This is a genomic window from Pseudonocardia sp. DxW (assembly GCF_058448985.1).
The window spans coordinates 25,735-46,365 of the sequence record NZ_JBZFLK010000024.1 but is presented as its reverse complement, the minus strand read 5'-3'; the positions used below and the strand labels follow the sequence as shown (position 1 = coordinate 46,365).

At 75.7% G+C, this 20,631-nt stretch carries 21 protein-coding genes and 1 pseudogene; 12 read left to right on the top strand and 10 right to left on the bottom strand.

What is annotated here, in order from left to right:
* Positions 1-85 precede the first annotated feature (85 nt).
* Together ACVJO7_RS28485 and ACVJO7_RS28480 are read left to right on the top strand one after the other, a co-directional pair.
* A complete protein-coding gene (locus ACVJO7_RS28485) occupies positions 86-853 on the top strand; it encodes an alpha/beta fold hydrolase (RefSeq protein WP_491675459.1) in 768 nt (255 codons plus the stop codon).
* Positions 854-1,014: 161 nt separating this feature from the next.
* On the top strand, positions 1,015-3,393 hold the full coding sequence (locus ACVJO7_RS28480) for an ATP-binding cassette domain-containing protein (RefSeq protein WP_491675458.1): 2,379 nt from the start codon (positions 1,015-1,017) through the stop codon (positions 3,391-3,393).
* Positions 3,394-3,423: 30 nt separating this feature from the next.
* On the opposite strand, the gene ACVJO7_RS28475 is transcribed toward ACVJO7_RS28480, so the two are convergent.
* The 7 genes and pseudogenes from ACVJO7_RS28475 to ACVJO7_RS28445 all read right to left on the bottom strand — a co-directional run bounded on the left by ACVJO7_RS28475 (position 3,424) and on the right by ACVJO7_RS28445 (position 8,336).
* Complete coding sequence (locus ACVJO7_RS28475) at positions 3,424-4,332, bottom strand: universal stress protein (protein ID WP_491675457.1); 909 nt, start codon at positions 4,330-4,332, stop codon at positions 3,424-3,426.
* A gap of 118 nt (positions 4,333-4,450) precedes the next feature.
* Positions 4,451-5,431 carry a phosphotransferase gene (locus ACVJO7_RS28470; protein WP_491675456.1) on the bottom strand — a complete coding sequence of 327 codons (981 nt, stop codon included), beginning with the start codon at positions 5,429-5,431 and terminating at the stop codon, positions 4,451-4,453.
* 70 nt (positions 5,432-5,501) lie between these two features.
* Positions 5,502-5,849 carry a hypothetical protein gene (locus tag ACVJO7_RS28465; protein WP_358487359.1) on the bottom strand — a complete coding sequence of 116 codons (348 nt, stop codon included), beginning with the start codon at positions 5,847-5,849 and terminating at the stop codon, positions 5,502-5,504.
* Between the two features lie 233 nt (positions 5,850-6,082).
* Entirely contained in the window at positions 6,083-7,000 is a 918-nt protein-coding gene (locus tag ACVJO7_RS28460) for a GlxA family transcriptional regulator (RefSeq protein WP_425563648.1), read from the bottom strand.
* A gap of 279 nt (positions 7,001-7,279) precedes the next feature.
* Positions 7,280-7,501, bottom strand: a pseudogene (locus ACVJO7_RS28455) (MerR family transcriptional regulator); the annotation flags it as partial.
* 65 nt (positions 7,502-7,566) lie between these two features.
* Positions 7,567-7,962 (bottom strand): hypothetical protein, encoded by a 396-nt coding sequence (locus ACVJO7_RS28450; RefSeq protein WP_491675455.1) that lies wholly within the window; start codon positions 7,960-7,962, stop codon positions 7,567-7,569.
* A gap of 122 nt (positions 7,963-8,084) precedes the next feature.
* Entirely contained in the window at positions 8,085-8,336 is a 252-nt protein-coding gene (locus ACVJO7_RS28445; protein WP_491675454.1) for a hypothetical protein, read from the bottom strand.
* A 128-nt stretch (positions 8,337-8,464) separates the two neighbouring features.
* Between ACVJO7_RS28445 and ACVJO7_RS28440 the strand changes: the two genes are divergently transcribed.
* From ACVJO7_RS28440 to ACVJO7_RS28425, 4 genes are all read left to right on the top strand, one after another.
* Entirely contained in the window at positions 8,465-9,118 is a 654-nt protein-coding gene (locus ACVJO7_RS28440; protein ID WP_491675453.1) for a GOLPH3/VPS74 family protein, read from the top strand.
* A gap of 175 nt (positions 9,119-9,293) precedes the next feature.
* On the top strand, positions 9,294-10,418 hold the full coding sequence (locus tag ACVJO7_RS28435) for a sensor histidine kinase (RefSeq protein WP_491675452.1): 1,125 nt from the start codon (positions 9,294-9,296) through the stop codon (positions 10,416-10,418).
* On the top strand, positions 10,415-11,104 hold the full coding sequence (locus tag ACVJO7_RS28430) for a response regulator (RefSeq protein WP_491675451.1): 690 nt from the start codon (positions 10,415-10,417) through the stop codon (positions 11,102-11,104). Before ACVJO7_RS28435 ends, ACVJO7_RS28430 begins: the two co-directional genes overlap by 4 nt.
* Positions 11,105-11,132: 28 nt before the next feature.
* Positions 11,133-11,747, top strand: a complete 615-nt coding sequence (locus tag ACVJO7_RS28425) for a dihydrofolate reductase family protein (RefSeq protein WP_491675450.1) — start codon at positions 11,133-11,135, stop codon at positions 11,745-11,747.
* 39 nt (positions 11,748-11,786) lie between these two features.
* On the opposite strand, the gene ACVJO7_RS28420 is transcribed toward ACVJO7_RS28425, so the two are convergent.
* On the bottom strand, positions 11,787-12,608 hold the full coding sequence (locus tag ACVJO7_RS28420; RefSeq protein ID WP_491675449.1) for a DUF3152 domain-containing protein: 822 nt from the start codon (positions 12,606-12,608) through the stop codon (positions 11,787-11,789).
* 64 nt (positions 12,609-12,672) lie between these two features.
* On the bottom strand, positions 12,673-13,035 hold the full coding sequence (locus ACVJO7_RS28415; RefSeq protein WP_491675448.1) for a putative quinol monooxygenase: 363 nt from the start codon (positions 13,033-13,035) through the stop codon (positions 12,673-12,675).
* A gap of 42 nt (positions 13,036-13,077) precedes the next feature.
* Here ACVJO7_RS28415 and ACVJO7_RS28410 point away from each other — a divergent pair, with 42 nt between their 5' ends.
* Positions 13,078-14,229, top strand: coding sequence for a DUF3500 domain-containing protein (locus ACVJO7_RS28410; RefSeq protein ID WP_491675447.1), 1,152 nt, complete (start codon positions 13,078-13,080; stop codon positions 14,227-14,229).
* A gap of 4 nt (positions 14,230-14,233) precedes the next feature.
* On the opposite strand, the gene ACVJO7_RS28405 is transcribed toward ACVJO7_RS28410, so the two are convergent.
* The gene (locus tag ACVJO7_RS28405; protein WP_491675446.1) at positions 14,234-14,743 is read right to left on the bottom strand and encodes an Lrp/AsnC family transcriptional regulator; all 510 of its coding nucleotides are present in this window, start codon (positions 14,741-14,743) and stop codon (positions 14,234-14,236) included.
* A 161-nt stretch (positions 14,744-14,904) separates the two neighbouring features.
* Here ACVJO7_RS28405 and ACVJO7_RS28400 point away from each other — a divergent pair, with 161 nt between their 5' ends.
* The 5 genes from ACVJO7_RS28400 to ACVJO7_RS28380 are packed head-to-tail and all read left to right on the top strand — an operon-like array spanning position 14,905 to position 20,594.
* Entirely contained in the window at positions 14,905-15,915 is a 1,011-nt protein-coding gene (locus tag ACVJO7_RS28400) for a LacI family DNA-binding transcriptional regulator (protein ID WP_344025459.1), read from the top strand.
* Positions 15,912-16,904 carry a 2-hydroxyacid dehydrogenase gene (locus ACVJO7_RS28395; protein WP_491675445.1) on the top strand — a complete coding sequence of 331 codons (993 nt, stop codon included), beginning with the start codon at positions 15,912-15,914 and terminating at the stop codon, positions 16,902-16,904. The genes ACVJO7_RS28400 and ACVJO7_RS28395 overlap by 4 nt, the downstream gene beginning before the upstream one ends.
* Positions 16,901-18,121 (top strand): D-mannonate dehydratase ManD, encoded by a 1,221-nt coding sequence (gene manD / locus ACVJO7_RS28390; protein ID WP_491675444.1) that lies wholly within the window; start codon positions 16,901-16,903, stop codon positions 18,119-18,121. The genes ACVJO7_RS28395 and manD overlap by 4 nt, the downstream gene beginning before the upstream one ends.
* A gap of 2 nt (positions 18,122-18,123) precedes the next feature.
* The gene (locus ACVJO7_RS28385) at positions 18,124-19,560 is read left to right on the top strand and encodes a mannitol dehydrogenase family protein (RefSeq protein WP_358487507.1); all 1,437 of its coding nucleotides are present in this window, start codon (positions 18,124-18,126) and stop codon (positions 19,558-19,560) included.
* Positions 19,557-20,594 (top strand): NAD(P)-dependent alcohol dehydrogenase, encoded by a 1,038-nt coding sequence (locus ACVJO7_RS28380; protein ID WP_344025453.1) that lies wholly within the window; start codon positions 19,557-19,559, stop codon positions 20,592-20,594. The genes ACVJO7_RS28385 and ACVJO7_RS28380 overlap by 4 nt, the downstream gene beginning before the upstream one ends.
* Positions 20,595-20,631: the final 37 nt, after the last annotated feature.

The following is a 20,631-nucleotide window of genomic DNA, read 5'->3' as shown; positions in this document are numbered from 1 at the left end:
GCACGGGGTGCGCGGAGGGTGGCGCCGAGCCCCGGACCGCCGCCCGGCGACGTGCCCGGCGACCCGCCGGTGCGACGATCCCCGCATGCTGCTCAACGTCCATCACGCCGGTGACCCCGACGGCCCGCCGGTGCTCGCCGTGCACGGCGTCACCGGGCACGGCCTGCGGTTCCGCCCGCTGTTCGACGCGTGCCCGCAGCTGCGCTGGATCAGCGTCGACGTCCGCGGGCACGGCCGATCCCCCTGGGCGCCGCCGTGGAACCTGGAGCGGCACGTCGCCGACGTGCTCGACGTGCTGGACGGGCTCGGGATCGGGCGGGCCGCCGTCGTCGGGCACTCGTTCGGTGGTGCGATCGCCACCCACCTCGCCCGCACCGCGCCGGACCGGGTGAGCCGGCTCGTGCTGATCGACCCGGCGATCGGCCTGGACCCGGACGACATGCTGGAGCGGGCCGAGGAGTTCCGCGCCGACCAGTCCTGGACCGACGTCGCGGCGGCCCGCGCCGACCGGGTCGCGACCTGGCCGGGGGTGTCCGGCGAGCTCGTCGACGCCGAGCTGGCCGACCACCTGGCGGAGCGCGACGGCGCGCTGCGCTGGCGCTACTCGCGGGCCTCGGTGGTCGTGGCCTGGTCGGAGATGGCCCGCCCGGCGGTCGTCCCACCGGCCGGCCTGCCGACCCTGGTGCTGCCCGCCACCGGCGCCGACTTCGTCCGCGACGGGTGGCTGGACGCGTGCCGGGCCGAGCTCGGTGACGACCTCACGGTGCGCCCGTTCGACACCGGCCACATGGTCTACCTGGAACGACCGGCGGAGACGGCGGCCGAGCTGCGGGCGTTCCTCACCACGCCGTAGGCGGGCATCGATCACCACGCCGTAGTGGTCAGGAATCGAGAAGCGCGGCGGGACCCGCCCCTCATAGCGTGACGGTGACCGTCCGGGCGGGCACCATGGTCCGGATCTCGTGAGCGGTCCCGGGGCATCGGGCGCACCGCACGACCAGGGGGGACCACCGAATGAGCACGTCCGAGCGGCACGCCGCCGACAGCCACGACCTGATCCGGGTGCACGGCGCGCGGGAGAACAACCTGCGCGACGTCAGCGTGGAGCTGCCGAAACGGCGGCTGACCGTGTTCACCGGCGTCTCCGGCTCCGGCAAGAGTTCGCTGGTGTTCGCGACGATCGCCGCCGAGTCCCAGCGGATGATCAACGAGACGTATAGCACGTTCGTGCAGGGGTTCATGCCGACCCAGGCCCGGCCGGACGTCGACCTGCTGGACGGGCTGACCACCGCGATCATCGTCGACCAGGAGCGGATGGGCGGCGACGTCCGCTCCACCGTCGGCACCGCGACCGACGTCGGTGCGCTGCTGCGGATCCTGTTCAGCCGGATCGGGGAGCCGCACGTCGGCTCGGCGAAGGCGTTCTCGTTCAACGTCGCCTCGATCAGCGGCAGCGGCGCGGTGACCGTCGAGAAGGGCGGCCGGCAGATCAAGGAGCGCCGCGAGTTCGAGATCATCGGCGGCGCCTGCCCGCGCTGCGAGGGCCGCGGCAACGTCTCCGACTTCGACCTCACCGCCCTCTACGACGACTCGAAGTCGATCGTCGAGGGTGCCCTCACCATCCCGAACTACTCGGTCGACGGCTGGTACGGGCGGATCTTCGCCGGCTCCGGCTTCTTCCCCGGCGACAAGCCGATCTCGTCGTTCACGAAGCCGCAGCTCGACGCGCTGCTCTACAAGGAGCCGACCCGGATCAAGGTGGACGGCGTCAACGTCACCTTCGAGGGGCTGATCCCGCGGATCGAGAAGTCGTTCCTGGCCAAGGACCGGGAGGCGATGCAGCCGCACATCCGGGCGTTCGTGGACCGGGCGATCGTGTTCCGCACCTGCCCGGACTGCGAGGGCACCCGGCTCTCCGAGCTCGCCCGCTCGTCGCGGATCGGCGGCATCAACATCGCCGACGCCTGCGCGATGCAGATCAACGACCTCGCCGAGTGGGTCCGCGGGCTGGAAGGCGAGTCGGCCGCGCGGGGTGTCGCCCCGCTGCTCGCCTCGCTGCGGGAGACCCTGGACTCGTTCGTCGAGATCGGGCTCGGCTACCTGTCGCTGGACCGCCCGGCCGGCACCCTGTCCGGCGGCGAGGCGCAGCGCACCAAGATGATCCGGCATCTCGGATCGTCGCTCACCGACGTCACCTACGTGTTCGACGAGCCGACGATCGGCCTGCACCCGCACGACATCGCGCGGATGAACGACCTGCTGCTGCGGTTGCGGGACAAGGGGAACACCGTGCTCGTCGTCGAGCACAAGCCGGAGACGATCGTGATCGCCGATCACGTCGTCGATCTCGGCCCGCGGGCCGGGACCGACGGCGGCCAGGTCGTCTACGAGGGCACGGTCGCCGGTCTGCGGTCCAGCGGCACCCTCACCGGCCGGCACCTCGACGACCGGGCGCGGATCAAGGAGTCGGTGCGGACGCCGTCCGGCGCGCTGGAGATCCGCGGCGCGGACAGCCACAACCTGCAGGGGGTCGACGTCGACGTCCCGCTGGGCGTGCTCACCGTCATCACCGGGGTGGCCGGGTCCGGCAAGAGTTCGCTGATCCACGGGTCCGTCGCCGGGCGCGACGGCGTCGTCGTGGTCGACCAGGGCGCGATCAAGGGATCGCGGCGCAGCAACCCGGCCACCTACACCGGGCTGCTCGAGCCGATCCGCAAGGCGTTCGCGAAGGCCAACGGGGTGAAGCCGGCCCTGTTCAGCGCCAACTCCGAGGGGGCCTGCCCGAACTGCAACGGCGCCGGGGTCGTCTACACCGACCTGGCGATGATGGCGGGCGTGGCGACCACCTGCGAGGTGTGCGAGGGCCGCCGGTTCGACTCCTCGGTGCTGGAGTACCGCTTCGGCGGGCGGGACATCAGCGAGGTGCTGGCGATGCCGGTCGCCGAGGCCGAGAAGTTCTTCGGTGCCGGCGAGGCCCGGACGCCCGCCGCGCACAAGATCCTGGAACGGCTGGCCGACGTCGGGCTCGGCTACCTCACCCTCGGCCAGCCGCTGACCACGCTGTCCGGCGGCGAGCGGCAGCGGCTCAAGCTGGCCGTCAACATGGGGGAGAAGGGCCGGATCTACGTCCTGGACGAGCCGACCACCGGACTGCACCTCGCCGACGTCGAGCAGCTGCTGGCCCTGCTGGACCGGCTCGTCGACTCCGGCCTGTCGGTGATCGTGATCGAGCACCACCAGGCGGTGATGGCGCACGCCGACCGGATCATCGACCTGGGGCCGGGCGCCGGGTACGACGGCGGCCGGGTGGTGTTCGAGGGGACGCCCGCCGAGCTCGCCGCCGACGCGTCCACGCTGACCGGGCAGCACCTCGCCGCCTACGTCGGAGGCTGATCCCCGGGCCGGTGCGCGCGGCGCGGTGGGTCAGGGCTGCACGTCGGACGCGTCCGGGGGCGGCGGCTCGGTGAGCACCGCGACCGGGCAGTGCGCGTGGTGCAGCACCGACCGGCTGATCGATCCGAGCAGCAGCCCGGTCACCCCGCCGTTGCCGCGCGACCCGACGACCAGCAGCTGCGCCCGCTCACCGGCCTCCAGCAGGGCCTGGGCGGGATGCCCGCGCACCAGCTCGGTCTCGATCGGCACGTCCGGACGGGCCTGCTGGGCGGGCAGCACCGACTTCTCCAGCTGGCGCCGCTCGTCGTTCTCGACGCCGTCCCACTGGACCAGCTCCAGCACGTAGGGGTCGATCCGGTCGTGGCTCCAGGCCCGCACCGCCAGCACCGAGGCGCCGAGCCGGGCCGCGGACCCGACCGCGAAGCGCAGGGCCAGCGCGCCCGCCACGGAGCCGTCGACACCGACCACCACCGGCCCGTCCGGCACGCCCTTCCCACGGACCACGACGACCGGGCACGGCGCCACCGCGGACAGCGCCATCGACACCGACCCGGTGAGCAGCCCGGTGAACCCGCCGCGGCCGCGGCTGCCCAGTACCAGCAGCGTCGCGGACCCGGCCTCGTCGAGCAGCAGCCGCTTCGGGGAGCCGACGGCGATGTGGTGGGTGACGGTCAGCTCGGGTGCGAGGGCGTGCGCCTGCGCCGCGGCGCCGGTCAGCTCCTCGCGCAGGTGCTCGATCAGCACGTCGCGGTCCCCCTCGGGGAGCACCCCGGCGGCGGCGGGCGGCCGGTACGCCGACCATTCGAGCACGCCGACCAGCCGCAGCGGGGCACCCCGGCGGGTCGCCTCGTCGGCCGCCCAGCGCACAGCGGCCAGCGCCGACTCCGACCCGTCCACGCCGACGACGACCGCCGGCACCTCCAGTCCGTCCACCGTCACGCTCGCCCCTCTCGCCGTCACCCGCGGGTCGGGTGACGGTTCCGATGCTCCCCGCGGGCGGGCCTGTGCGACAGGGGCGTCCGAACCCCGTCCGGGGGACGGAGGTCCCGGCGGCCGGTCAGCGGTCCAGATCGGCGAGGGTCGCGAGCAGGCCCTCCCAGGCGGTGGCGCTGTCGGCGTCGTCGTCGTGCGGGGCGCGGAACCAGCGCAGGAACTCGCCGAGATCGGCGAGCGTCCAGCGCAGCGCGTAGAGCTCCAGTGCCGCCGGGTCCGGCCGGACGCCGGTCAGCTCGGTGTAGGCGGCGAGCTCGGCGGGATCACCGGAGACGACGGCGAGGTCCCGCTCCGGCACGCCCAGCCCGACGGTGTCCCAGTCGATCAGCAGGTAGCCCTTCCCGGAGTCGAGCAGGTTGCCCGGATGCGGCTCGCCGTGCGTGACGACGCGCTCCCGGCCGGCCGTCGTGACCTGGTGGGTGAGCGCGTCGGCGTCGGCCAGCCGGGCCCGGATCGCGGTCGTGTGGGTGACGACGGCCTGCCGCGCCGGCTCGGAGAACGGGCCACCGGTCCAGGAGGTCTGCTGTTCGGCGAGCGCGTCCTCGACGAGCTGCCGGTCGGGGACGGCGGGCGAGTGCCGCGGGGTGGCGTCCGGCGCCGGCGCGCCGTGCAGCCGGGCCAGCAGGGCGAGGACGGCCTCCCGGCTGCCGGTCGAGAGCTCGGTGTGGAAGTCCTGGCCCGGGGCGTCGACGTGCTCGAACACCGTCAGTGCCCAGCGGCCGTCCAGGTCGGCGACGAGCTCGCCGCCGGCGGCCGGGACCGGCGCGAGGACGAACTCGAGCCCGCCGGCGCGCAGCTCGGTCGCGGTGCGCAGCGCCGCCCGGTAGCCGTCGAGGGCGGCCGCGGGGGTGTCGCCGCACTGCGGCTTGTCGGTGAGGTCGGAGACCTTCGCGAACCAGCGTGTGCCGTCGGCGCCGGTCACCGCCCAGTGGTAGTCGCCGAAGCCGACCGGGCGGTGGTGGAGCTCGCGCGCGTCGATGCCGTGATGGCGGGACAGCGCGGAGCGGACGTCCTCGTCGTCGAACCCGTGCGGTCGCTGCTCCATGCGGGGGGATCCTGCCCGATCGGGCCGGCCGGCGGGCCCCGGATTCCGAGGCCCGCCCGCCGGGGGCGGCTCAGCCGCCGATCGAGTCGCCCGCGCCGGACTCCTGCGCGCACAGGTCGGACTGGTCGGTGACCGAGTCGCCGCTCGCCGCCTGGCCGGAGCCCAGCAGGCCCAGCGCGCCGGTGACGCCGTTGCCGGCGGCCGCGTTCTCGACCGGGACCTGCACGCCGAGCACGTTGACCGGCACGTTGTTGTTGCAGGCCTGGATCGGCACGTCGAGGTTGTTGCCGTTCCCGGCGGCGACGAGGCCGTCGGCGCCCTTGTCGATCTCGTCGCCGTGCCCGGCGAACGCCATCGGGCTGATCGCGAGCAGCGACGCGGCCGATGCCGCCACGACAATTCCAGCCTTCTTCAGCACAGTTTCTCTCCTGTCGGTCCGGTGGTCGCCGGTACGGCCACCACACTGCCGATGCAGCGAACATGGGGGAGCCCGCATCGGCTGCCGTGCACCGTATTCGGGCGAAATCGCCGACTCAATTCAGGCAATTCCATCGTGTGACCGGATCACCCTGGGTTCGGTTTCGCACCCGATGCGGTCGATTCCGGGAAAGCGCATTCCGGTGCGCCGGGCGGCGGGCCCGGGCCGCGCCGTCAGCTCCCGCAGAACGTCCGGCGGTAGGCGGCCGGGGGCACGCCGAGCTGTGCGGCGAAGTGCCTGCGCAGCGCGGTGGCGGTGCCGAACCCGCACCGGTCGGCGATCCGCTCGATCGACAGGTCGCCCAGCTCGAGCAGCTCCCGGGCCCGCTCCACGCGTTGGCGCAGCAGCCACTCCAGCGGGCTGAGCCCGGTCTCCGCGCGGAACCGGCGGGTCAGGGTGCGGACGCTGACGTGCAGCCGGGCGGCCAGCTCGTCGAGAGACAGCGGCCGGTCGAGGCGGTCGAGCATCCACTCGCGCAGCCCGGCGGTGCCGGTCCCGGTGCGCTCGGGCGTGACCGGGCGGGCGACGTACTGCGCCTGGCCGCCCTCCCGGTAGGGCGGCACCACGGTCCGGCGGGCGACCTCGTTGGCGACGGCGGCGCCGAAGTCCCGCCGGATCAGGTGCAGGCACAGATCGATCCCGGACGCCTCGCCGGCCGCGGTGAGGATCCGGCCCTCGTCGACGTAGAGCACGTCGGGCTCCACCTGCACCTGCGGGAACCGGCTGCGCAGGCGCTCCGCGGAGAGCCAGTGCGTGGTCGCCCGCCTGCCGTCGAGCAGGCCGGCCCGGGCAAGCGCGAAGGCCGCGGTGCAGATCGAGACGATCCGGGTGTCCGGCCCGATCGAGGCGAGTGCCGCGCCGAGGCCGCCGTCGAGGACGTCCGGGTCCTCGTCGTGCGGGGCGTGTGCGGCGAGCACGACCACGGTTCCCGCGCCGGCGAGGATCTCCGGCCCGTGGTCGACGACGATCGCGAAGTCGCCGTCGGTGCGCACCGTCCCCGGGACCGGCGCGCAGGTCCGCACCCGGTACAGCGGGTCGCCCGCGGCGGACCGGGCCCCGCCGAGCAGCTGATGGACCAGCCCCAGCTCCATCGGCAGCACCCCCGGCCGGACGAGCACGGCGACCTCGTGCCGGCCGTCGGTGTCCGCCGCCGGGCCGGGATGCGACCCGCCGAGGTCCGGCAGCGGGGCGCCGTCGAGCAGTGCGTCCAGCGCGCCGGTCAGCGCCGGGCAGTCGCGCCACGGGTTCGCCGCCGGGCAGTCCCGCACGTGCGCCAGCACCGTGCGGACGATCGCGGCCCGCGCACCGAGCCGGTCGAGCTCGGCGAGCCGGTCGGCGATCGTGTCCCGGCGGTCCGGGTCGAGCAGGGCCGCGATGCCCTCCAGCGGCAGGCCGGTGTCCCGGGCCGCGCGCAGCAGCGCCAGCTCGCGCAGCTCGGCGCGGCCGTACCAGCGGCGCCCGCCGGCCCGGCCCGCCGGGCGGACCAGCCCGCGGTCGTCGTAGTGGCGCAGCGCGGACACGGTCGTCCCGAGCAGCCGGGCGGCGGCGTCGATCGGCAGCCGCGCTCTGCTCAAGCCGGCTTGAGTCTCCACCGGGCCCAGGATGCCCGCCGGCCAAGCGGTGCGCACGCCGGCGGGCGGCGACGGGGCCACCCCGGTCACCGGAGCGCGTCCCGCGGCGGGAGGTCGCGGTCGCGGCGCTGCCCGCCCCACAGGCCGGGGATCAGCGGCGCCACCAGCACGGTGACCGCGGCGACCGCCATCATCAGCGGCACCGCGCGGGCGCCGAGCTGGACGGCCGCGACGATCGGCCCGCCGATCACCACCAGTGCGACGGTGGCGGCGCGGAGTGCGGCGACGTGCGGGGTCAGCGGCAGCCGCAGCGGGCGCACCGCACCCGCCGCCGCGAGCGCGGCGCCGAGTGCGAGCACGGCCAGCGCCGCGGTGACCGTGGCGGGGAGTGTCGTCAGGACGGCCAGGGCGGTGACACCGAGCGCGGTGGCCGTGAGGGCGGTGCTGCTGGGGAGGGTGACGAAGACCGGCAGTCTGTTCATGACTGCGAGCCTGGTCCGGCCGGCGGGGAGCGGACACCGTCCGGACGGACACCGGGCGAACAGATCCGGCCAGATCCGCGGCCCCGGCGCCGGGCCGGGTCAGGGCCGGAGCTGCGCCGAGGTCAGCGCCGGAGCTGCTCGCCGATCTGCTTGAGGATCTCGGTCTGCTCCCGGACGGCCCCGATCAGCGCGGTGATCTGGTCGTCGCCGTGCCGCATCTCCTGGTAGAGCGCGCTCACCGCGTAGGCGGTCGCGGCGGTGTGGCCGTCGGTGGCCTCGGTGTAGTCCTTCGCCCGATCGGCCGCGGAGAGGAGGTCGAGGGCGTGCTCGATGACGTGCTGGCCGCTCTCGCGGTGACTCTGGGGCTCTGGCATGTCCGAATTGTACCTATCCGGGTGATCGACGAGCGCGACTTCCGTCGGTGCGCCGACAACCTTCGCAGGGTGCGTTCCACCCGCCCCGCCCGGCAGGCTCGGTCCCGCCGAGCGAGAGGGGCGCACCGATGGACGACACGGGGACGGCCACGCTGCCGGAGCTGCTGGCGGTGGTGCTGCTCGATCCCGGCACCGGCCGGTTCGTCGTCGACCGGCAGCGCACCGAGCGCGCACTCGCCGGGGCGGTGCTGCTCGACCTGGCGGCCCGCGGCCGGCTGGCGACCGACGATCGGCCGCGGCCGCGGCTGCGGCTGCTGCCCGGACCGGCCACCGACGTCGTCACCGAGCGGGCGACCCGACTGCCGTCCGGCTGGTTCCCGGCCCGCCGCGGGGTGAGCAGGCTGGTGCCGGGGCTGCGGCCGGCCGTGCTGGACGCGCTCGGCAGCGGCGGGCACGCCGACCGCGAGCCCGGCGGGTTCCTGCGGTCCGCCCGGTGGTGGCCGGAACCGGCGCTGCGCGGAGCGCTGCTGGCCGGGGTGGCCGCCGCGCTGCGCCACGGCGTCGCCGTCGACGCCCGGCTCGCCGGGCTGGTCTCGCTGCTGCACGCCGTCCGGGCCGAGCACCGGGTGCTCGACGGGCGGCGGCGCGAGCTGCGCGAACGGGCCCGGGTGGTCGCCGACGGCGACTGGGCCGGCCCGGCGGTGACCGCCGCCGTCCGCGAGGTGCAGGCCGTCACCGCGGCGGTGGCCGCCTCCGCGGTGACCGCGGGGGACGGCCGGTGAGCCGGGCGGGCGCCGGCACCGCGCCGGGACGGGGGAGGTCCTGACCGCGGTGGCCGGGGCGGGGGGGGGGGGGGGGGGGGGGGGGGGGGGGGGGGGGGCGGGGGCGCCCCCCCCCCCCCCCCCGCTCCCGGGGGAATCTCCTGGACAGCTGCGGCGCGCCGCCTATGGTCGACGGGTGCCGGTCCGACCCTCCGCGATGTCGGCGATCCTGATGATCGCCGTCACCGTCGCCGGACTGACCGTCGCCGAGACCCGCGAGATCGACGGCCCGCTGCACGTCCTGCAGCTGATCGCCGGCGCCGCCGCGATCGCGGCGATCCCGTGGCGGTACCGGTACCCGCGGGCGTTCGGCGTGGTGGCGGTGCTGTCGGCGAACGTCTCGCCGCTCACCAGCTACCTGCCGCTGGTCGGGGTGTTCGTCGTCGCGACCCGGCGCCGGGTGTCCGAGACGGTCCTGATCACGGTGCTCGCGCTCGGCGGGGCCGCGCTCAACTTCGCCGCGATCCCGGACCCGCAGACGATGTGGGCGATGCTGCTCGGGGCGTCGACGCTGCTGGTCAGCTCGGTCACCGCGGGCCTGTTCACCGGCACCCGCCGGGCGATGGTCGACGACCTGCGCGAGCGGCTCACCCGGGCCGAGGTGGACCGGGCGCTGCGCGACGAGCAGGCCCGGATCGCCGAGCGCCGCCGGATCGCGGGCGAGATGCACGACCGGCTCGGGCACCGGCTGTCGCTGCTGTCGGTGCACGCGGGCGCGCTCGCGCTGCGCACCGACCTGTCCGCCGAGACCGTCCGGGAGAGCGCACAGGTGCTGCGCGACACCACGCACCGGGCGATGGAGGACCTGCGCACGATCGTCCAGGTGCTGCACGACCCGCCGTGCGACGAGTCCGAGGACACCGAGGACCTGACCGCGGTCGAGGGCCTGGTGGCCGAGGCGCGTGCGGCCGGCGCCGACGTGTCGCTGCGCTCGACCGCGCTGCTGATGGTGGCGCCGCCGGGCAGGCCGCTGGCCGGGGTCGCCTACCGGGTGGTGCGCGAGGGCCTGACCAACGCGGCCCGGCACTCGCCGGGCGCGCCGGTGGAGGTGGTGCTCGACGGCCGCCCGGGCCGCGACCTGACCGTCACCGTCACCTCCGGCTGCACCGGTGACCGGCCCGCCCCGGAGGGCGCGGGGACCGGCCTGGTGAGCCTGCGCGAGCGGGTCGAGACACTCACCGGCGGCACGCTGGCGCACGGCCCGCTGCCGACCGGGTACCGGCTGCGGGCGGCGCTGCCGTGGCGGAAGGAGAGCGCGTGAGTCCCGATCCGGAGATCCGGGTGCTGCTCGTCGACGACGATCCGCTGGTCCGGGCCGGTCTGCGGGTGATGCTCGACGGGCACGTCCTGGCCGGCGCACCGGCGCCGCGCCGGATCCGGGTGATCGGCGACGCCGGCGACGGCGACGAGGTGCCGGAGGCGGTCCGCGCCGGGCGGCCGCACGTGGTGCTGATGGACCTGCGGATGCGACGGGTGAACGGCGTCGTCGCGACCCAGCGGCTGACCGCGGAGCCGGACCCGCCGACGGTGGTCGTGCTGACCACGTTCGACGCCGACGAGCACGTGGTGCGGGCGCTGCGGGCGGGCGCGGGCGGGTTCCTGCTCAAGGACGCCGCCCCGGAGCGGATCGTCGAGGCCGTCCGGGCCGCCGCCGACGGCGACGCGGTGCTGTCCCCGGCGATCACCCGCAGGCTGATCGGCATCGTGAAGGGCGGGGCCGGCCCGCTGGACCGGCGGCGCGCCGCCCGCTCCCGGCTGGACCGGCTCGCCGAGCGGGAGCGGGACGTCGCCGAGGCGGTCGCCCGCGGCGGGTCGAACGCCGACATCGCCGAGGAGCTGCACATGTCGGTGGCGACCGTGAAGTCCTATGTGTCCAGGCTGCTGAGGGAGCTGGGCCTGGACAACCGGGTGCAGATCGCGCTGTTGGTCCGCGATGCCGGCGATTAGTTCCGCCGTCCCGTCCGGTCAGCAGGGCATGAAGCTCACCTCGACCCTGTTCGTCTCCGCCGACGGCGTCTACCAGGGCCCCGGCGCCCCGACAGAGGACACCTCGGGCGGCTTCGCCCGGGGCGGCTGGCTGGTGCCGCACTTCGACGACGAGCTCGGCTCGGTGATGACCGGCATCTTCGGCCGGGCCGACGCGCTGCTGCTCGGCCGGCACACCTACGAGATCTTCGCCGCGTCCTGGGGGGCGATGGACGATCCCGGCGACGACCCGATCGCGGTCGGGTTCGCCACACTCACGAAGCACGTCGTGTCGGCGACGCTGACCGCGCCGTCCTGGGCGGGGACGCGGGTGCTGCCCGGCGAGACGGGCGCGGTCGCCGCGCTGAAGGCGGAGCCGGGTCGGGAGCTGCAGGTGCACGGCAGCGGCCTGCTGGTCCGGTGGCTGCTCGCGCAGGAGCTGCTCGACGAGCTGACCCTGGTCGTCGCGCCGGTGGTGGTCGGCGCCGGGCGCAGGCTGTTCCCGGAGTCCGGGCCCGACACCGCGCTGATCCTGACCGGGTCGCGGACGACCCCGGCCGGCGTCGGCGTCCACACCTACCGGGTCGGCGGGCGCCCGGAGTACGGCGTGATCGAGGTGCAGTGATCGAGGTGCGGTGATCGAGGTGGCGTGATCGAGAGGTGCTCAGCGGGGCCAGGGGTTGGGGGCGCAGCCCTGCAGGCCGAGGCTCTGCTGCTGCATCACCGGGGCCGGGCGGCCCGGCCCGGGGCAGGGTTCGTGGCCGTGCCCGAGCCAGTGCCCGACCTCGTGGTTCACCAGGTAGTGCCGGTAGGCGGTGAGGTCGCGGGCGTAGTCCGGGGTGCCGGTGACCCAGCGCTCCAGGTTGAGCACGACGCGGTCGCCGTTGCGGCAGGACAGCCTGCCGACGGTGTCCAGCGGCAGGCACAGCCGGTCGGCCAGCTCCGGGGTGGCGAGCACGATCCGCAGCGGCGCCGGGCCGTCGGTGCGGGCGAAGCCGACCGAGCCGTCGCCGCCCCAGGAGCGGGGATGGTCGAGCACCTCGGCGACGAACGCGGCGAACGCGGCACCGTCGACGTCGATGCCGCGTTCGATCTCGACCCGCATCGGGACGGTCCGCGCGCGTCCGGCGGGCGCGGCGTGCCCGCCCGGGACGACGACCGTTTCACCGGACGCGGAGCGCGGCACCTCCCGGCTGCGGACGCCCGCCCGGACGTCGGCCTCGGAGAGTGCCGGTTCTGCGGGTTCGGCCGGAGCTGGGGGCTCTGCCGGTGCGGCTGGCGCTGCCGGTGCTGCCGGCGGCGCGGGCGCCGCCGTCGCCTCGCCGAGCGGGGGCCCGGGCGCCGGGCCCGGGGCGTCGTCGGCGGTGCCCGAGCCGCAACCGGCCAGCAGGGTCAGCGCCGCCAGCAGGGCCAGCACCGCCGGCACGGTCGGTGCGACGGTGCCGGTGCGGGCCGGCCGGGCGCCGGCCCGGATGAGGTGCGGCACGTGCGCCAGGGTGACAGAGCACCACCCGGCGCACGAGCCGCCTCGCGCCGTGGCGCGGCGCCGCTCAGGCGATCCGCTTGAGCTTCTGGATCACCAGCTCACCGTCCAGCAGGTCGCCCATGACCTGCTGGAAGTGCACCAGGTGCGGGGTCTGCAGGTGCGCGCCCAGCTTCTCGTCGGTCTCCCAGTTCTCGTAGAAGAAGAACACCGCCGGGTCGTCGACGCCCTGGTGCAGGTCGTAGTTGACGTAGCCGTCCTCCTTCGAGGTCGGCTCGACCAGCTTCTCCAGCTCGGCCCGCAGCTCCGCCTCCTTGCCCGGCCTGGTGCGCATCCGGGCGATGACGGTCAGCAGCTCGCGGTTGTCGTCGGCGGGGGTGGGCGTCGTCGCCTCCGTCGTGGTCAGTCCTGCCCGACGACTATCGCGCATCTCGGCGGGTGCGGCGCCCCGCACCTGGTTACCGTCGGCCCCATGAGCGATGGCGCGGGCACCCGGGCGACGGCCGGAGCGATGGCCGAGGCGGCCCGGGAGTGGCTCGGCACGCTCGACGCGGGGCAGCGCGAGCGGGCCACCGGGCACGTCCCGAGCGGCGACGGCGGCCCCGACGCCGAGCGCAGGCGCTGGTTCTACACCCCCACCGACCACGGCGGGCTGACCTTCCACGAGCAGTTGCCGCCGCAGCAGCGGGCCGCGATGAAGCTGATCGGGTCGGGCCTGTCCCGGCCCGCATACGTCACCGTCGTGACGGTGATGGGCCTGGAGAACCTGCTGGACCACACCGAGGGTTTTGTGACCATGTTCGACCGCTCCCGCGGTCGCGATCCGCTGATGTACTACCTGCGGGTGTTCGGCGAGCCCGGCGACAGCGGCGCCTGGGGCTGGCGGTTCGGCGGGCATCACGTGTCGGTCAACATGCTGGTCGTCGACGGCGAGGTGGTGGCGACGACGCCGTGCTTCCTGGGGGCCGATCCGGCGTCGTCGGAGCTGCTGGGGGACGCGACGCTGCGCCCGCTGGGGCGGGTCGAGGACCTGGCCCGCGATCTCGTGCGGTCGCTGCCGGCGCCGCTGCGCGGCCGCGCGGTGCTGCTGGACAAGGCCCCGCCGGACGTGGTCGCGGCCAACCGGGCCGATCCGCAGGAGGGCGACAACTGGATCCCGCTGGCCGGGGTCTGGCGGGACCGGTTCGGCTCGGACGCCGAGCAGGCGAAGCTGGACGCGGTGAGCGAGGCGATCGAGGAGCGGGCCGGGTTCACCGACGCCGAGAAGGACGTCGTGCGGCTCTCCCGCACGCCGCGCGGCGTCCCGGCCGCGGAGCTGGACGCCGGGCAGCGCGAGATGCTGCGCGCCCTGCTCGGCACCTACCTGGGCCGGGTGCCGCCCGAGGTGTCGCCGATCGGCCGGTACGACGACGACGCCGAGCTGGACCGGGTGCACCTGGCCTGGGCCGGGTCGCTGGCCGACGGCGCCCCGAACTACTACCGGCTGCAGGGACCGCGGCTGCTGGTCGAGTGGGACAACACCCAGCGCGAGGCGAACCATGCGCACTCGGTGTGGGGGGACCCGTCGGCCGACTTCGGGCTGGACGTGCTGGGCGCGCACCGGGCGGCGCACCACCTGCGGTGAGGGATCACGGCCGGTAGGCGGGCGCCCGGCTCGGGCCCTCCCGGTGCCGGTCGGCGAGCAGCGGGCGCCAGCGCGGCGCGACCAGCGTGGACAGCACGACGACGCTGGCCGTGCGGGCGACCAGCGGTGAGCGGCCCAGCGCGAGCAGGGTCGCCTGCAGGTCCTCGTGCGAGGACGCCGCGATCCGGCACAGCACGTCCGACGAGCCGGTCGTCGCGTACGCCTCGGTCACCGTGGGGAGCGCGGCCAGTGCCGCGGTGACGTCGTCCAGCTCGCCCTGGGCGATCTCCAGCGTCACGAACGCCTGCACGCCGAAACCGGCCGCGGGGAGGTCGATGTCCGGCCCGTAGCCGGTGACCACGCCGGCCCGTTCCAGCCGGTCCAACCTGGCCTGCACGGTGCCGCGGGCGACGGTCAGCGCGCGGGACAGCTCCAGCACCCCGGCCCGCGGCCGGTCCGCGACGGCGGCGAGCAGGTCGACGTCGAGGGCGTCGAGGCGGATCGGCTCGGGCACGCCGCGGAGTCTAGGCCGGGCCGGGACGCACCCCGCCCGGCCCGCTCCCGGCACGGCTCCGGCACGGGATTGGCAAGGATCTGGCAAGGCTTGACAAGCTTGTGCAAGGCGTTGCATGGTGAGGCCGTCCCACCGCGGGGACACGCACGAGGAGGAGCACCGTGGCGCCCACCCTGACCGACGTCGCCCGGACCGCAGGCGTCGCACTGTCGACCGCGTCCCGGGTGTTCTCCGATCCGGACCGGATCGGCGCCGGGACCCGCCGCAAGGTGCTGGCCGCCGCGCAGGAGCTCGGGTACGCGCCGCGCACCGCCGAGCCGGCGGCCGCGCCGGTCACCGCCACCGTCGCCGCGGTCGTCCCGGACATCGCGAACCCGGTGTTCTCCCGCTTCGTCAAGGCCGCCCAGGCGCAGGGCAGGCAGGTCCGCTCCACGGTGGTCGTCGCCGACACCGACTACGACGCCGACCGCGAGCGCGAGGTGATCACCGGGCTGTGCCCGCGGGTGGACGGCATCGTCGTGCACTCGTCCCGGCTGGACGGCGCCGAGGTGCTCGACCTGTGCGGCGGGACGCCGTCGGTGCTGGTCAACCGCGAGGTGCCCGGCGGGGACTGCGTGATCGCCGACTCCACGCAGGGGCTGCGCCAGGTCGTCGACCACCTGGACGCGCTGGGCCACCGGCACATCGCCTACGTGCAGGGCCGCTCGGACTCCTGGTCCAACCTGCACCGGGTCGGCCTGGTGCGCGAGCTCGCCGCCGAGTACGGCTGCGAGCTGTCGCTGCTGGGCTGGCACACCGAGACCACCGACGGCGGCAGCGCCGCCGCGGCCCGGGTGCTGGCCTCCGGCGCGACCGCCGCGATCGCGCACAACGACCTGGTCGCGCTCGGGCTGATGGCCGGGGCCCGCGCGCTCGGTGCCCGGGTGCCCGACGACCTGTCCGTCGTCGGCAGCGACGACATCCCGTTCGCCGCGCTGTCCGAGCCGGGCCTGTCCAGCATCGCCACCCCGATGGACCGCGCGGGGACCCTCGCCATGGAGATCCTCGGCCGCGCCGCCGCGGGCGAGCGCACCGCGCCGCGGGCCGTCCGGCTGCCCACCCACTTCGTCGCGCGCGGCACCACCGGCCCGGCGCCGGCCCGCTCCGCCACCGCACTGGAGGTCACCCCGTGAAGATCGTCGTCGCCGACCAGAACCTGGCCGGCATCCGCGCCGAGACCGAGGCGGCACTGCCCGCGGGCAGCGAGATCGTCTGGTCGCCGACCCGGGACGCCGCCGACATCGCCGCGCTGGTCGGCGACGCGGAGGTGCTGATCGGCGGGCACTGCCCGAAGGAGGTCGCGGACGCGGGGCCCGGGCTGCGGCTGGTGCACGCCGCAGGCGCCGGCACCGACGGCATCGACGTCGGCGCGCTGCCCGCCGGGTGCACCGTCGCCAACACCTTCCATCACGAGGACTCGATCGCCGAGTACGTCGCCGCCTCGGTGGTCCTGCTGCGCCGCGGCTTCCTCGCCCAGGACGCCGCGCTGCGCCGGGGGGAGTGGCCGACCCCGGCCTACGATCCCGCCGCCCGCTGGACCGGCTCGCTGCAGGAGGCCACCGTCGGCCTGGTCGGCTTCGGGCACATCGGGTCCCGGGCCTGGGAGCGGCTGCGGGCGTTCGGTGCGCGCGGCGTCGCGGTCAGCAGGCGCGGCGCGATCGACGCCGCCGCGACCGGCCTGGACTGGGCGGGCAGCACCGCCGACCGGCTCGGCGAGCTGCTGGCCTGCTCCGACGTGGTCGTCGTCAGCGCCCCGCTGACCCCGGCGACCGAGGGGCTGATCGGTGCCGCCGAGCTGGCGTCCATGAAGGACTCCGCGATCCTGGTCAACGTCGGCCGCGGGCCGCTGGTCGATGAGCGGGCGCTGTACGAGGCGCTGCGCGACAACGTGATCGGCGGCGCCGCGATCGACGTCTGGTACGGCTATCCGGCGCCGGGCACCGCGCGGGCCGAGCCATCGGCGCTGCCGTTCCGGGAGCTGGGCAACGTCCTGATGACCCCGCACAGCTCCGGCCTGACCCGGCAGACCTTCCTCGGGCGGGCCGCCGAGATCGGCGCGAACACCCACCGGCTCGCAGCGGGGGAGCCCCTCGCCAACGTGGTGGCGGTGGTCGGCCGGTGAGCGGCCCGGACCGGATCGTCGCGGCCGAGGTGCTGCTCACCTCGCCCGGCCGCAACTACGTCACGCTGAAGATCGCCACCGCGGACGGGGTGACCGGCTGGGGCGACGCCACCCTGAACGGCCGCGAGCTGGCCGTCGCCGCCTACCTGCGCGAGCACCTGTGCCCGCAGCTGCTCGGGCGCGACCCGGCCCGGATCGAGGACACCTGGCAGTACCTCTACCGCGGCGCCTACTGGCGGCGCGGCCCGGTCACCATGACCGCGGTCGGCGCGGTCGATCTCGCGCTGTGGGACATCAAGGGCAAGGCCGCCGGGCTGCCCGTCTACCAGCTGCTCGGCGGCGCCGTCCGGGACCGGGTGCGGGCCTACACGCACGCCACCGGCTGGGAGACCGGCCAGCTGTGCGACGCCGTGGACGCCGTGCGCGAGCGCGGCTTCACCGCCGTCCGGGTGCAGAGCGGGGTGCCCGGCCTGGACTCGGTCTACGGCGTCGGCCGCGGGCCCGGCTACGAGCCGGCCGCCCGCGGCACCGTGCCCGCCGAGGAGGTCTGGGACACCGCCGCCTACCTGCGGCACGTCCCGGGCGTGCTGGCCGAGGTCCGGGCGCACGCCGGTCCGGAGCTCGCCCTGCTGCACGACGCGCACCACCGGCTCACCCCGATCGAGGCCGCCCGGCTCGGGAAGGCCCTCGAACCGGCCGACCTGTACTGGCTGGAGGACGTCACCCCGGCCGAGAACCCGGACGTGCTGCGCCGGGTCCGCGCGCACACCACCGTCCCGCTGGCGATCGGCGAGGTGTTCTCCACCCTCTGGGAGTTCCAGCAGTTGATCACCGAGCAGCTGATCGACCACGCGCGCGCCGCGGTCACCCACGCCGGCGGGATCAGCGCGCTGCGCAGGCTGGCCGCGCTCGCCGACGTCTGGCAGGTGAAGGTGAGCCCGCACGGCCCCTCGGACGTCTCGCCGATCGCGATGGCGGCGGGCCTGCACCTCGCGCTGGCCACGCCGAACCACGGGATCGCGGAATACATGGGCTACCCGGAGCAGGCGCACGAGGTGTTCCGGCACGCCTGGACCTGCACCGACGGCCACCTGCACCCCGGCGACGCGCCCGGCCTCGGCGTCGACGTCGACGAGGCGCTCGCCGCCCGGTACCCCTACGAACCCGCCCTGCTGCCCGTCGCGCGCCGCCGCGACGGCTCGATGACGGACTGGTGAGCATGCACCCACCGACCGGGATCGTCCACATCGGACTGTCCAACTTCCATCGGGCGCACCAGGCGGTGCACACCGCCGCCGCGCTCGCCGCCGAACCCGGCCCGTGGGGCGTGCTGGGGGTGGCGCCGCGCAGCACCGCGGTCGCCGACGCGCTCGTCGCGCAGGACCTGCGCTACACCGTCGTCGAGATCTCGCCGGACGGCGAGCGGGCGAGCGTCCCCGCGGTGCACACCGGTGCGCTGGTGGCGGCCCGCGATCCGGAGCCGGTGCTGGCCGCACTCGCCGCACCGGACACCCGGATCGTCTCGCTGACCGTCACCGAGGGCGGATACACGATCGATCCGCGCACCGGTGGCATCGATCTCGACGATCCCGGTGTGCGGGCCGACCTGGCCGGCGCGAGCGGCACCGCGATCGGCCTGGTCGCCCGCGGCCTGCTCCGCCGGGCCCGCGGTCACGGCGCCCCGGTGACCGTGCTGAGCTGCGACAACCTGCTCGCCAACGGCGAGGTGACACAGCGGCTGGTGCGCGGTTTCGCGGCCGCGCTGCCGGCCGCCGAGCGCGACGACCTGCTCGGCTGGCTCGACGCGGGCGCCGTCACGTTCCCGAACTCGATGGTGGACCGGATCGTGCCGGCCACCACCGACGCCACCCGGGCCGCCGCGGCGCGGCTGACCGGCGTCCCGGACGCCGTCCCGGTGCCCGCCGAGCCGTTCAGCATGTGGGTGCTGCAGGACGCGTTCGCCGCAGGCCGGCCGGCCTGGGAGGCGCCGGGCGACCGGGGGCGCGTCCCCGGCGCGGTGTTCACCGACGACGTCGCCGGCTACGAGCTGCTCAAGCTGCGCCTGCTCAACGGCACCCACTCGCTGCTCGCCTACCTCGGCGCGCTCGCCGGGGAGGACCTGATCGCGGACTCGGCAGCCCGGCCGTCGATCCGGGCCGCGGCCGCGCGGGTGCTGCACGACGACTACCGGCCCACCGTGCGGGTGCCCGACGGCGTCGACGTCGACGACTACGCCGCCCGGCTGTTCACCCGCTGGTCGAACGTCGCGCTCGGGCACCGCACCCGGCAGGTCGGGTCGGACGGATCGCTCAAGCTCGCCCAGCGGATCCCCGGCCCGGCCGCCGAGCACCTGGCGTCCGGCACGATGCCGCACCATCTCGCGCTGACCGTCGCCGGCTGGCTCGCCTGCGTCGCACCGCCCGCCGGGTTCGATCCCGGCCCGCACGCCGCCGCGATGGCCGAGCCGGCCCGCGACCGGCTGGCCGCGACCGCGGCCGGCCCGGCCGACGGGCACGTGCGGGCCGGGCTGGACCTGCTCGGCGGGGATCCCGGTGGCGGGTTCGCGGCCCGCACCGCCGAGCTGCTCGACGTGCTCGTGCGGCACGGCGTCGACGCCGCGGCCGCCGAGGCCGCCGGTGAGCGGAGGGCGGCATGAGCACCGGAGCGATCCCCGGGCGCACCCGCGCCGCCGTCCTGCACGCCGCGCTCGACCTGCGGGTCGAGGAGGTGCCGGTGACCGGTCCCGCCCCCGGCGAGGTGCTCGTCGCGGTCGAGGCGGTCGGCGTCTGCGGCTCCGACGTGCACTACTTCACCGACGGCCGCAACGGGCGCAACGTGCTGCGCGGCCCGATGGTGCTGGGGCACGAGGCGGCCGGCGTCGTCGCCGCGCTCGGGCCGGGGGTGACCGGACCGGCGGTCGGCACCCGGGTCGCCGTCGAACCGGCGGTCGGCTGCGGGGACTGCCCGACCTGCCGGTCCGGCGCCTACCACCTGTGCCCGTCCGGGACCTGCCTCGGCTCGCCGCCCACCGACGGCGCCATGTCCGGCTACCGGGCCGTCCCGGCCCGCGCCGTGCACCCGCTGCCGGACACCCTGCCCACCGAGCTCGGCGCGCTCGTCGAACCGCTGGCGGTCGCCGTGCACGCGGTCCGCCGGGCCGGGGTGTCCACCGGGCACCGGGTGCTGGTCACCGGTGCCGGGCCGATCGGGGTGCTGGTCGCCCAGGTCGCCCGGGCGGCGGGCGCCGAGCAGGTCGTCGTCACCGACGTGCACGACGCCCGGCTCGACCGGGCCGCCGGGCTCGGCGCCACCGGCACCGTCAACACCGCCCGCGACGAGCTCGGGGAGGCCACGTTCGACCGGCTGCTCGAGTGCTCCGCGGTGCCCGCTGCGCTCTGGCAGGGCATGCACGCGCTCGGCCCGGCCGGGCGGGCGACCGTCGTCGGGCAGGCACCGCCGGCCGTCGACGGGCTGCCGCTGGCGCTGATGCAGCGCTGGGAGATCGACCTGAACGCCTCGTTCCGGTCCGCGCACGCGTTCGGGCCTGCGCTCGGGCTCGCCGCGTCCGGACGGGTGGACCTGGCCGGCGTGCTGACCGGCCGGTTCGCCCTCGCGCAGGCACCGGACGCGCTGCGCGCGCCGGGTGCCGACCCGCACCACCTGAAGGTCGTCGTCCGCCCGGGCGACTGACATCCCGCCCCGCACGGGGCCCGACTCCATCCGAGGA